Source organism: Pseudonocardia sp. NPDC049635 (assembly GCF_040659795.1).
Taxonomy (GTDB): Bacteria; Actinomycetota; Actinomycetes; order Mycobacteriales; family Pseudonocardiaceae; genus Pseudonocardia.
Genome location: NZ_JBFAON010000007.1, coordinates 100614 through 112766, shown reverse-complemented (window position 1 = coordinate 112766; position 12153 = coordinate 100614). Strand labels below are relative to the sequence as shown.

The 12153-nt window shown below is 73.5% G+C and carries 12 protein-coding genes and 1 pseudogene; 7 read left to right on the top strand and 6 right to left on the bottom strand.

The features are described 5' to 3' along the window. The first annotated feature begins 33 nt into the window (after positions 1–33). Positions 34–804, top strand: coding sequence for a DUF2334 domain-containing protein (locus AB0J24_RS11380; RefSeq protein WP_358679056.1), 771 nt, complete (start codon positions 34–36; stop codon positions 802–804). A gap of 68 nt (positions 805–872) precedes the next feature. Here the strand turns inward: AB0J24_RS11380 and AB0J24_RS11375 are convergent, their stop codons facing one another. Beyond that, complete coding sequence (locus tag AB0J24_RS11375) at positions 873–1232, bottom strand: VOC family protein (protein ID WP_358679053.1); 360 nt, start codon at positions 1230–1232, stop codon at positions 873–875. Between the two features lie 188 nt (positions 1233–1420). After that, positions 1421–2437: an NAD-dependent epimerase/dehydratase family protein gene (locus AB0J24_RS11370; protein ID WP_358679050.1), complete on the bottom strand. Its 1017-nt coding sequence runs from the start codon at positions 2435–2437 to the stop codon at positions 1421–1423. 90 nt (positions 2438–2527) lie between these two features. On the opposite strand from AB0J24_RS11370, the gene purS reads away from it, so the two are divergent. From purS to purM, 6 genes are all read left to right on the top strand, one after another. Beyond that, the gene (gene purS / locus AB0J24_RS11365) at positions 2528–2761 is read left to right on the top strand and encodes a phosphoribosylformylglycinamidine synthase subunit PurS (RefSeq protein ID WP_358679047.1); all 234 of its coding nucleotides are present in this window, start codon (positions 2528–2530) and stop codon (positions 2759–2761) included. 47 nt (positions 2762–2808) lie between these two features. Then, complete coding sequence (purQ, locus tag AB0J24_RS11360; protein WP_358679044.1) at positions 2809–3474, top strand: phosphoribosylformylglycinamidine synthase subunit PurQ; 666 nt, start codon at positions 2809–2811, stop codon at positions 3472–3474. Between the two features lie 73 nt (positions 3475–3547). After that, a complete protein-coding gene (gene purL, locus AB0J24_RS11355; protein WP_358679041.1) occupies positions 3548–5854 on the top strand; it encodes a phosphoribosylformylglycinamidine synthase subunit PurL in 2307 nt (768 codons plus the stop codon). Next, on the top strand, positions 5851–6228 hold the full coding sequence (locus AB0J24_RS11350) for a sterol carrier family protein (RefSeq protein ID WP_358679038.1): 378 nt from the start codon (positions 5851–5853) through the stop codon (positions 6226–6228). The genes purL and AB0J24_RS11350 overlap by 4 nt, the downstream gene beginning before the upstream one ends. A 68-nt stretch (positions 6229–6296) precedes the next feature. After that, the gene (purF, locus tag AB0J24_RS11345; protein ID WP_358679035.1) at positions 6297–7862 is read left to right on the top strand and encodes an amidophosphoribosyltransferase; all 1566 of its coding nucleotides are present in this window, start codon (positions 6297–6299) and stop codon (positions 7860–7862) included. Between the two features lie 57 nt (positions 7863–7919). Then, positions 7920–9017, top strand: coding sequence for a phosphoribosylformylglycinamidine cyclo-ligase (purM, locus tag AB0J24_RS11340; RefSeq protein ID WP_358679032.1), 1098 nt, complete (start codon positions 7920–7922; stop codon positions 9015–9017). 6 nt (positions 9018–9023) lie between these two features. Here purM and AB0J24_RS11335 read toward each other — a convergent pair whose 3' ends face one another. From AB0J24_RS11335 to AB0J24_RS11320, 4 genes and pseudogenes are all read right to left on the bottom strand, one after another. Further along, positions 9024–9740, bottom strand: a complete 717-nt coding sequence (locus tag AB0J24_RS11335; protein WP_358679028.1) for an NUDIX domain-containing protein — start codon at positions 9738–9740, stop codon at positions 9024–9026. A 205-nt stretch (positions 9741–9945) separates the two neighbouring features. Then, entirely contained in the window at positions 9946–10149 is a 204-nt protein-coding gene (locus AB0J24_RS11330; RefSeq protein WP_344024905.1) for a DUF3073 domain-containing protein, read from the bottom strand. Positions 10150–10372: 223 nt separating this feature from the next. Beyond that, a complete protein-coding gene (locus AB0J24_RS11325; RefSeq protein ID WP_358679025.1) occupies positions 10373–11608 on the bottom strand; it encodes a glycine cleavage T C-terminal barrel domain-containing protein in 1236 nt (411 codons plus the stop codon). A 140-nt stretch (positions 11609–11748) separates the two neighbouring features. After that, positions 11749–12141 (bottom strand): annotated as a pseudogene (locus AB0J24_RS11320) (transcriptional repressor); the annotation flags it as partial. Positions 12142–12153: the final 12 nt, after the last annotated feature.

The following is a 12153-nucleotide window of genomic DNA, read 5'->3' as shown; positions in this document are numbered from 1 at the left end:
CGGCTCACACCGGGTTCACCTCGGTGGGGTGTCATGGACGACATGGGAACGCTGCTGGTCTCGCTGTCCGGCCTCACCGACGGCGACGACGCCGACCGGGCCCGTGCGGTCTCCTTCGCCGCCGAGCTGGACCGGCGCGGGGTCCCCCTGACCCACCTGGTGCAGCCCCGCGCGGCGGGGCTGCAGCCGCTGCACCGCGGTGACGACCTGGTCCGCTGGATCGCCGGCCGGATCGGCGCCGGTGACGACCTGCTGCTGCACGGCTACGACCACACCGCCGACCCGGTCGGGGCGTGGCAGAACGGATCGGTCCCGCGGATCGGCAGGCGCACCGAGTTCGGCGCGCTGCCCCGGCACGAGGCGCTGCTGCGATTGACCGCCGCGCGCCGCGTGCTCACCGCCACCGGGTTGTCGACCGACGGGTTCGCGCCACCCGGCTGGGTCGCCTCGGCGGGCACCCTCGCGGCGCTGCCCGAACTCGGGTTCGCCCTGTGCGCCGACGAGGCGTCGGTGCGGTCCACGGTCGCCGGCGGCCCGGTGCTGCGGGTGAAGGTGCTGACCTTCCGCCGCTCCGAGCCGTGGTTGCGGGCCGAGCGGGCGACCGGCGGCCGGCGCGCGCTGCAACAGCAGGCGCTGCGCCTGGCACGGCGCACCGGTGTCGTGCGGATCGGACTGCGCGCCAAGGATCTGCGTAAGCCGCACCGGGTCGAGGCCGCACTGGAGGCGATCGACGCCGTGCGTGGCACGGGTGCCGTCGGGTCGGTGTACCGCACGCTGATGTCCGCGGCCGACGCCGCGGCGTGACACCGCAGGCCCACAGGTTGTCCACACTGTGTGTTGCCTGTGGACAACCCCGGTCGCCTGTGGATGGATCAGTGCCGGTACTCGCCGAGCACGCAGAACTCGTTGCCCTCGGGATCGGCCAGGACGGTCCACGGCTGGTCGCCGTGCTGGCCCACGTTGATCCTCGTCGCGCCCAGCATCAGCAGCCGGGCGACCTCCGAGTCGCGGACGCCGTCCGGCCGCAGGTCGATGTGCATCCGGTTCTTCGTCCGCTTGCCCTCCGGCACCGGCACGAAGGTGATCCCCGGTGCGCCACCGCGCGCGGGCCGGATGGAGAACTCCCGCGGCGAGGCCGCCACCACCTCCCAGTCGAGCGCCTCGGCCCACCATCGGCCCAGCCGTTCCGGATCGCGGGCGTCGAGGACCACCTGCTCCCAGTTCATGCCCATCGGACGCATCCCACCGTTGCCCGGCCGGTGGCCGGTGCGGGGGGCGGAGGACCCGCCGGAGCCTGAGCATCGCTGCGGTGCATACGACCAGCATCCCCGGTCCGGCCGCGCTCGTCCGAGCGGGTGATGTGGGTCGTTGCTCACGCGGCGCAGGCGCGGAGGCCACCGCGGGACCCGGCGCCACCGGATCAGCCGGTCGTGTGCGCCCGAAGTACGGCGCGCTCCTCGTCGGCGGTCAGTCCCGACCGGCGGTCGCGGGCCGTCCCCAGCTCCCGCTCCCGCTCCAGTGCGGCGCGCGCCGTCTCGCCGACCGGCCGGGTACCGAGCCCGGCGGCGAAGGAGGCGGTCACGTCCCGGTCGGCGATGCCCCAGTGCGACTCGGGCAGCCACAGCGGCAGCGATCGCGGCCCGGCCCAGATCGCGACGTCCTCGGAGACCAGCGTCTCGGGCGGCACCCGTACCAGGTCGAGGTCCGTGGCCCCGACGGCGTCGGCGACCTGCTCGAGCACCCGGGACAGGGTGGAGCGCGATCCGGTGCCGTCGAAGACGCCGGTGGCGCCGGTCTCCGCGGACCGTACGATCCACTCGGCGAGGTCCCGCACGTCGATGATCTGCATCGGGTGCCCCGGCACGTCCGGGACGACCGCGCGCCCGCCCCGGGCGAACCGCTCGGCCCAGTACCCGAAGCGGTCCGACAGATCACCGGCCCCGCAGATCAGCCCACCGCGCACGATCAGCGCGCGGTCCCCGACCCGGGCCCGCACGGCCTGCTCGCTCGCCACCTTGGCGGCGCCGTAGACGTCCGGGTCGTCGGAGTCCGGATCGGGCTGCTCGTGCAGCGGAGCGAGGGTGGGCTGGTCGACGGTCCCGCCGCGGAGCGACGGGTCGGCGTAGGCGTTGATCGACGAGACGAACGTCCAGTGCGCGGCCCGGTCGGCGAGCACGCCCAGGGCCTCGCGCACCCAGGGCGCCGACATCGTCGCGACGTCGATCACCGCGTCGAACCCCCGCGCGGAGGGCTCCCCGGCCAGTGCCGCCGCCAGCGCACCGGGATCGGAACGGTCCGCCTTCACCGTCGCCGCACCCGGCGGCGGCGCACCGGAGACTCCGCGGGACACGCAGGTCACGACGTGTCCGGCGGCGAGCGCCGCCTCGGCGATCGCACGCGAGAGGAAGACCGTTCCACCGAGCACCAGAATCCGCATACCCGATGGTGGGGCCCGGCACCGCCGGTTGTCATCTCCGCCCCGCCCGGGACGGGGCGGGCCCGCGATACGAACCTCTACGCTGGTCCCGTGGCGAGAGTGGTGGTGGACGTGATGCCCAAGCCCGAGATCCTCGACGTCCAGGGTCAGGCGGTGACCCGGGCGCTCGGCCGGATCGGGGTCTCCGGGGTGAGCGGGGTGCGGCAGGGCAAGCACTTCGAGCTCGAGGTCGACGACACGGTCGACGACGAGACCCTGCACCGGCTCGCCGGTTCGCTGCTGGCGAACCCGGTGATCGAGGACTGGACGGTGACCCGGCTGTGAGCAGCGCGGCTGCGCCGCCGGCAGACGCTGCCGGCCGGCGGGTGGGTGTGATCACCTTCCCGGGCACGCTCGACGACGTCGACGCCGCCCGCGCGGTCCGTCGTGCCGGTGCCGAGGCGGTCCCGCTGTGGCACGCCGATCACGACCTGCGTGGTGTGGACGCCGTCGTCGTCCCGGGCGGCTTCTCCTACGGCGACTACCTGCGGGCCGGCGCGATCGCGTCGCTGGCGCCGATCATGCGGGAGGTCGTCGACGCGGCCGGTCGCGGCCTGCCGGTGCTCGGGATCTGCAACGGCTTCCAGATCCTCTGCGAGGCGCACCTGCTGCCCGGTGCGCTGGTCGCGAACGCCGGCCTGCACTTCCTCTGCCGGGACCTGGTCCTGACCGTCGAGAACGGGCGGACCGCGTGGACCGGTGACTACGCGGCGGGTGCGGAGCTGCTCGTCCCGCTGAAGTCGCAGGAGGGGCGCTACGTGGCCGACGCCGCCACCCTCGACGAGCTCGAGGGCGAGGGCCGGGTGGTGTTCCGCTACCGCGACGGAGCCCCGAACGGCTCGGCGCGTGACATCGCAGGGATCACCAATCCGGCCGGGAACGTCGTCGGGTTGATGCCGCACCCGGAGCACGCCACCAGCACCCTCACCGGCCCGTCGGACGACGGCCTGGGCCTCTTCACCTCGGTGCTCTCGGCGACGGTGGCCGCCGCTTCCTGAACCGCCGACCGGCCGGTCCGTGCTTGCGGGTACGGCCCGGCCGGTGCCTGCGTCCCGCGATTACCCTGGTGCCGTGACGCAGTCCCAGGTGCAGGTCGATTCCGTCTCCCACGCCGCTGCGACGCCCGAGGCGCCGCAGCCCTACCGCGAGCTGGGCCTCAAGGACGACGAGTACGCCCGCATCCGGGAGATCCTCGGCCGCAGGCCCACCGACGCCGAGCTGGCCATGTACTCGGTGATGTGGAGCGAGCACTGCTCGTACAAGTCCTCGAAGGTGCACCTGAGCTACTTCGGCGAGACGACCACCGACGAGATGCGTTCGGTGATGCTCGCCGGGATCGGTGAGAACGCCGGCGTGGTGAGCATCGGCGACGACTGGGCCGTCACCTTCAAGGTCGAGTCGCACAACCACCCGTCCTACGTCGAGCCGTACCAGGGTGCGGCGACCGGGGTCGGTGGCATCGTCCGCGACATCATGGCGATGGGCGCCCGCCCGATCGCCGTCGGCGACCCGCTGCGGTTCGGCCCGATCGACGCCGACGACACCGGGAGGGTGCTGCCCGGCATCGTCGCGGGGGTGGGCGGCTACGGGAACTGTCTGGGTCTGCCGAACGTGGCCGGTGAGGTCGTCTTCGACCCGTCCTACGCAGGGAACCCGCTGGTCAACGCCCTGTGCGTGGGCGCACTGAAGACCGAGGACCTGCACCTCGCCTTCGCCTCCGGCACCGGCAACAAGATCATCCTGTTCGGTGCGACGACCGGTCTCGACGGCATCGGCGGTGTGTCCGTCCTGGCCTCGGAGACCTTCGACTCCGAGAGCGGCGGATCCGGGCGCAAGAAGCTCCCGAGCGTCCAGGTCGGCGACCCGTTCACCGAGAAGGTGCTGATCGAGTGCTGCCTGGAGCTGTTCGCGGCCGGGCTGGTCGTCGGCATCCAGGACCTCGGTGGCGCCGGGTTGTCCTGCGCCACCTCCGAGCTGGCCAGCGCCGGTGACGGCGGCATGCACGTCGACCTCGACGCCGTCCCGCTGCGCGCGACCGGGATGACCGCGGCGGAGATCCTCTCCTCGGAGTCGCAGGAGCGGATGTGCGCCGTCGTGACGCCGGAGAACGTCGAGGCGTTCCTGGCCGTGTGCCGCAAGTGGGACGTGCTGGCCTCGGTGATCGGTGAGGTCACCGACGGGGACCGGCTCGTCATCACCTCCGGCGGGGAGACCGTGGTCGACGTGCCGCCGCGCACCGTCGCCCACGAGGGCCCGGTCTACCGGCGCCCGGTCGCCCGCGACGACGACCGGCAGGACGCGCTCAACGCCGACACCCCGGACCGGTTGCCCCGCCCGGAGACCCCGTCCGAGCTGCGCGCCGAGATCCTGCGGCTGGCCGCCGCGCCGAACCTGGCCAGCCGCTCCTGGGTCACCGAGCAGTACGACCGCTACGTGCGCGGCAACACCGTCGCCGCGCACGGTGCCGACGCCGGGATCGTGCAGGTCGACGAGGAGACCGGTCGCGGTATCGCGGTGGCCACCGACTGCAACGCCCGGTTCGTCGCACTCGACCCGTACACCGGTGCGCAGCTCGCGCTCGCCGAGGCCTACCGCAACGTCGCCACCTCCGGTGCGGTGCCGCTGGCCGTCACCGACTGCCTGAACTTCGGCTCGCCGGAGGACCCGCACGTCATGTGGCAGTTCCAGCAGGCCGTCCGTGGTCTCGCCGATGCCTGCGCGGTCCTCGGTACGCCCGTCACCGGTGGCAACGTGAGCTTCTACAACCAGACCGGTACGACCGCGATCCTGCCCACCCCCGTCGTCGGGGTGCTCGGCGTGATCGACGACGTGAGCACGGCGGTCCCGTCCGGGTTCGCCGGTTCCGACGGCGACGTCGTGGTCCTGCTCGGCACGACCGGTGCCGAGTTCGGCGGGTCGGAGTGGGCGCACGAGGTGCACGGCCACCTCGGCGGCCGTCCGCCCGCTGTCGACCTGGAGCACGAACGGCGCCTCGCCGGGCTGCTCGCCGCAACGGCCGCGGACGGCGCGCTCACCGGCAGCCACGACCTCTCCGACGGCGGGCTCGCCCAGGGCCTGGTCGAGGCGGCGCTCGCCGGGAACCGGGGCGCCCGGATCGACCTCGCCGGCGTGCACGACGACACCTTCGTCGCGCTGTTCGCCGAGTCCGCCGGACGGGTGCTGGTCACCGTCGATGCGGCGACCGCCGACGCCTTCCTCGCCCGCGCCGCGGAGGCCGGTGTCCCGGCCGCGCGGATCGGCGAGACCGGTGGGACGCGGCTGGACCTCGGCGACGCGGTCGGCGGACTCGGGCTGGACGAGCTGCGGGCCGCCTGGGAGGCGACCCTGCCCGCCCGGTTCGGCCCCGTCGCCGTGTGAGCGGCGTGGTCGTGACCGCCGCGCTGCACGACTGGCTCGACGGCGGCCCGGAACCGGACCGGGCCGCCCGCAAGGCCGCGGTGAAGGAGTCGCTGGCCGAGCTGGCGCGTCGGGCCCCCGGGCACAGCGTCGAGGTACGGGTGCCGCCGTTCGGTGCCGTTCAGTGCATCGACGGGCCGCGGCACACCCGCGGCACCCCGCCCAACGTCGTGGAGACCGATCCGCGGACCTGGATCGCGCTCGCACTGGGGCGCACGTCCTGGCCGGACGCCGTCGCCGGCGGTTCGCTCCGGGTGTCCGGTTCGCGGGCCGCGGAGGTGGCGGCACTGCTGCCGGTGTCCGGTTCGCGGAGTGACCCTCCTCCCCGAAACTGAAGGAACCTGCTGTTGCGGCGTACGATCACGAACTGGTCCCGGTACGCCGCCAGCCGAGGAGCGCCGCGTTGAGTTCCGTCCGGAACGAGCACGTCAGCCCTGCCCCCACAGCCGAGTCCGTCGCCGCTCCCGAACCCGAGGAGACCGGCCCCCGCGAGGAGTGCGGGGTCTTCGGTGTCTGGGCACCGGGCGAGGACGTCGCGAAGATGTCGTACTACGGCCTCTACGCGCTGCAGCACCGCGGCCAGGAGGCCGCCGGCATCGCCGTGTCCGACGGGACCCGGATGGTGGTGTTCAAGGATCTCGGCCTGGTCAGCCAGGTGTTCGACGAGCAGACGCTGTCCTCGCTGCGCGGTCATCTCGCGGTCGGGCACTGCCGTTACTCGACCACCGGTGCGACCACCTGGGAGAACGCCCAGCCGACGTTCCGCACCACCGTCACCGGCTCCGGCATCGCCCTGGGGCACAACGGGAACCTGGTCAACACGGCCGAGCTCCGCGAGGCCGTCGCGCGGCTGGAGACCCGCAACCGTTCCGGATTGCGCGCCACCACCGACTCCGACCTGGTCGCTGAGCTGCTCGCCGCCGAGGCCGCGGACCTCGGCGTCTTCGAGGCCGCGCTGCGGCTGCTGCCGCGGCTGCGCGGCGCGTTCTCGCTGGCCTTCGCCGACGAGACGACGCTGTTCGCGGCCCGCGACCCGCAGGGGGTGCGGCCGCTGGTGCTGGGCCGGCTGGAGCGCGGCTGGGTGGTCGCGTCCGAGACCGCCGCGCTGGACATCGTCGGCGCCTCGTTCGTCCGCGAGGTGGAGCCCGGGGAACTCATCGCGATCGACGCCGACGGCATCCGCAGCGAACGCTTCGCCGCGCCGGAGCCGAAGGGCTGCGTGTTCGAGTACGTCTACCTGGCCCGGCCGGACACCCAGATCGTCGGTCGCTCGGTGTACGACACCCGGGTGGAGATCGGCCGCAGGCTGGCCGAGGAGCACCCGGTCGACGCCGACCTGGTCATCCCGGTCCCGGAGTCCGGCACCCCCGCCGCGATCGGCTACGCGCAGGGCTCCGGCATCCCCTACGGCCAGGGCCTGGTGAAGAACGCCTACGTGGGCCGCACCTTCATCCAGCCCAGCCAGACGATCCGCCAGCTCGGCATCCGGCTGAAGCTGAACCCGCTGCGCACCGTGATCCGCGGGAAGCGGCTCGTCGTCGTCGACGACTCGATCGTGCGCGGCAACACCCAGCGGGCCCTGGTCCGGATGCTGCGCGAGGCCGGCGCCCTCGAGGTGCACGTGCGGATCGCGTCGCCGCCGGTCCGCTGGCCCTGCTTCTACGGCATCGACTTCGCCAGCCGCGCCGAGCTGATCGCCAACGGCGCCGACCCCGAGGGCGTCCGCCGCTCGATCGGCTCGGACTCCCTCGGATACGTCTCGGTGGAACAGATGGTGGCCGCCTCCGAGCAGCCGCGCTCGCGGCTGTGCTGCGCCTGTTTCGACGGGGACTACCCGATCCCGCTCCCCGAGGAGGCGAAGCTCGGCAAGCACCTCCTCGAGGACGTCCCGTCCGCCGAGCACGCCCGGAGCGCGCCCGCCCCGCTGCCGGTCGGATACGGTGCGGGTGAGGTGCTGTCGAGGCCCTAGGGCCCGACCGCACCCCGCGACGCCCCCGACACACACCCCGTACTGGAGAACCGACCCATGCCCTCGACCGAGCCCGGCCCCGCCAGCTACGCATCGGCGGGGGTGGACATCGATGCGGGGGAGCGGGCGGTCGAGCAGTTCCGCCCGTTCGCGGAGAAGGCCACCCGGCCCGAGGTGATGGGTGGCATCGGCGGGTTCGCCGGGCTGTTCGCCGCCAAGTTCGGCAAGTACGCCGAGCCGGTGCTGGCGGCGTCGACCGACGGCGTCGGCACCAAGGTCGCGATCGCGCAGGCGATGGACAAGCACGACACCATCGGTCAGGACCTGGTCGCGATGGTCGTCGACGATCTCGTCGTGTGCGGTGCGGAACCGCTGTTCCTGCAGGACTACATCGCCGTCGGCAAGCTCGTCCCCGAGAAGGTCGCCACCCTGGTCCGCGGCATCGCCGAGGGTTGCGAGCAGGCCGGCTGCGCGCTGCTGGGCGGCGAGACCGCCGAGCACCCCGGCCTGATGGACGCCGGCGGTTACGACCTGTCCGCCACCGGCGTCGGCATCGTGGACGCCGAGAAGATGCTCCGCCCGGAGCGGGTCCGGCCCGGCGACGTGCTGGTGGCGCTCGGGTCGTCCGGCCTGCACTCCAACGGCTACTCGCTGGCCCGGCACGTGCTGCTGGACATCGCCCGGTTGCCGCTGGAGGGTGAGCTGGAGGAGTTCGACCACTCGCTCGGTGAGGAGCTGCTCGTCCCGACCCGGATCTACGCCAAGGACTGCCTGGCGATCACCGCCGAGACCGGTGTCCGCACCTTCTCGCACATCACCGGTGGCGGGCTGGCCCGGAACCTGGAGCGGGTGCTGCCCGACGGCCTCGCCGCGACCGTGGAGCGCGGATCGTGGACCCCGGCGCCGGTGTTCAAGCTGATCCAGGGCCGCGGCCGGGTGGAGCGGGCGGAGATGGAGAAGACCTTCAACATGGGTGTCGGCATGGTCGCGGTCCTGCCGCCCGAGGACGTCGACCGCGCGCTCGCCGTGCTCACCGCCCGGCACGTGCCGGCCTGGATCCTCGGCGAGGTGTCCCGGATCGGCGACGTCGAGGGAGCGGACTCCGGCGGGATCGGCGCCCGGGTGCAGCTGCGCGGGGAGCACCCCCGCTTCTGAGCGGGGTCAGCGCGCCGCCGCGGACCGGTCGTTCGGGCGGTGCGACTCCCGCAGCATCGGTGGGTGCAGCATGGTGGCGGGTCCCCGCCGGAACAGCCGGGGCGGGCGCCCACGACCACCGGTGACCAGCGTCGCCGTCGGCACCAGGAAGCCCTCGGTGGACGTCACCTTCCGCTGGAAGTTCCGCGGATCCAGCGACGCGTCCCAGACCGCCTCGTAGACCCGGCGGAGGTCGGAGACGGTGAACTCCGGCGGGCAGAACGACGCGGCCAGTGTCGTGTACTCGAGCTTGGACCGGGCCCGCTCGACGCCGTCGGCGACGATCCGGTCGTGATCGAAGGCGAGCGCCGGGACGGCGTCGACCGGCCACCACGCCGACGCGGCGGCCCCTCCGCCCGGTGTCGGCTCCGGCATGTCCGGGACGAACGCCAGGTAGCCGACGGACAGCACCCGGCCGCGCGGGTCCCGGTCCGGTGCGGCGTAGCTCGCGAGCTGCTCCAGGTGGCCGACGACGGCGTCCCCGGTCGCGGCCCCGGTCTCCTCGCCGAGCCGGCGGCTGGCGGTGTGCACCAGGTCCTCCTCGGGGCGCACGAAACCGCCCGGGAGGGCCCACTCGCCGAGGAACGGCTGCTCCCCGCGCTCGATCAGCAGCAGGTGCAGCTGGTCCGACCGGACCGTGAGCACGACGAGATTGACGGCGACGGCGAAGAGGTTGCCGCGCATGTCGTGAACACCTCGGACAGGACGGGGACCGGTGAGCGCGCCCCTGCCGGGAACGCGTTGGTGATCTTGCCCTATCCGGCCGGTCGGGCGAAACCGCCCGGTACGACCGGCGTAGCGCTCGCAGCGGCGAGCGGATCAGGAGTGGACGCGCACGTGATGGCGCCCGGTCGGGGACCGGGGTCCCGACCGGGCGCCGGTGCGCGGATCAGCGGCGAGGGTGGTCGTCCTCGTCGTTGTACTTGGCGGCGAGGTCGGCGTACTCGCCGTACTCCTCATCGCCGTTGTCGGTAGTAACCGCCGTCCCGCTCCCGATCTCGCGCTGCAGCGCGTCGAGATCCATCGCGGGGGAGCTGTACTTGAGCTCGCGGGCCACCTTCGTCTGCTTGGCCTTGGCTCGTCCGCGCCCCATGGCTGGTCCCCCTTACAACAGGGAAGGGGCGGCCCGGTCACCTGACACGACCCGGCGGCCCCTCTCGTCTCATCAATGTCGTGGGACCAACCGTACCCTGCTCACCCGGGGGCGTGCGATGCGGCACCGCCGTCGTCACAGGTGCGGGTCCGTGGAGGTCCCTCCGGCGAGGCCTCGTGTCCGCCTCCCGCTCCCTCGGCCGGGTGGCGGGCGACTCCGCAGGTCAGCTGCGGCGACCCGGCCCGCCCCCGGCGCGCTCCCGGGCCGCCCGGCCGGGTGGTGGGCGGTCCGGGTCCGGCTCGTAGGAGTCCGGGTCGATCGTGACGGGGGACACTCGGTCGTCGATGCCCGCGGTCAGTTCCGCGTCCACCGGGACCGAACGCTTCACCAGGGCCAGCGCGATCGGACCGAGCTCGTGGTGCTGGACCACTGTGCCGACCCGGCCGACCACGCGACCGTCGCGGTGCACCGGGTCCCCGGTGCGCGGCAGGTCCTCGTCGCCGGCGTCGAGATGCAGCAGCACCTGGCGGCGCGGCGGGCGCCCCAGGTTGGCCACCCTGGCGACCGTCTCCTGCCCGCGGTAGCAGCCCTTCGTCAGGTGCACCGCCGGTCCGATCCAGCCGACCTCGTGCGGGATCGTCCGCTCGTCGGTGTCACGGTGCAGTCGCGGGGCGCGGGACTCGACCCGCAGCGCCTCGAACGCGATCGTCCCGGCCGCACGCGCCCCGGCCGCGGTGAGCGCGGACCACCAGGTGCCGCGCTCCTCGCGCGGGACGACGACGTCGGCCGCGTCCTTGCCCGGCCACGGCGTGCGCCGCACGAACCCGCCGTCCGGCAGCCCGGCCACGCCGTGCGGTGCGGGCGGGACCGGCAGGCCGGCCCGTTCGAGCACGTCCGCTACGTCCGGGCCGACCACGGTGAACACGGCCAGCTCGGTCGTGGCGTCGCGTGGCTCGACCTTCGACCAGAACACCATCTTGCGCAGGTAGTCCAGCAGTGCCGCACCCTCACCGGGCTCGGTGTCGAGGTACACGGTGTCGTCGGTGGCGGCGACGCCCATGTGGTGCAGGACCCGGCCCTGCACGTCGAGCACGAGCGCCTCGGTGCCGGTGCCCGGTGGCAGCTCGCTCACGTGCTGGGTCAGCAGCAGGTGCAGCCAGGACAGCCGCTCCTCGCCGGTGACCGCGAGCACGTCGCGGTGGCTGCGGTCGACGGCGGCCGCTGAGCGGGCCATCGCACGCTGCTCGGCCGGCGGGTCGCCGTGATGGGCGGGGACGGCCGCGTCGGTGTCGGTGTTGGTGTCGGTGTCTGTGGCTGTGCCGGTGGCTGTGCTGGTGCTTGCGTCGACGCTGGGGCTGCTCGCGCTGCCGCCGGCGATCGGCTCGGCTGCGCCTGCTGCGCCCGCCGGTGCGGTTCCGTCGGGGCCCTCGGGTGTCGTCTGCGGTCCGGTCGTGCTCACCGGTCTCCCTTCGCGGCAGCCGGTGTCACCGGGGCCGCGTCGTCGTGCTCGGCGTGGTGCTGGCGGTGGTGCCGGCTGTCGTGCCGGACGTCGGGCCGGGGCCCGCCGCGGTGATCGGCGTCGTCCGACGCGCAGTCGGCACAGGTCCCCGACAGTGCCACGTGAGTCGCGTCCAGATGGAAACCCCGGTCCGCGAGGGTGTGTTCAGCCACACCGGACAGCAGCTCCGCCGGCACCTCGTCGACCCGGCCGCAGCGGTGGCACACCAGGTGCACGTGGCGGTGCCGGTGCTCGGAGTAGGTCGGCGCCCCGTGCCCCAGGTGGGTGTGCCGGACGACGCCGAGATCCTCGAGCAGGTCCAGCGTGCGGTAGACGGTCGTGATGTTGACGGCGGGCGCCGTGGCCTGGACGTGGGTGCAGACCTGCTCGGGTGTGGCGTGCCCCAGCTCGCGCACCGCGTCCAGGACGAGTTGGCGTTGGGGGGTCATCCGCAGACCGCGCTTGTGCAGCGTGCCCTTCAGCGAGGAGTCCACAGGGTGATGGTA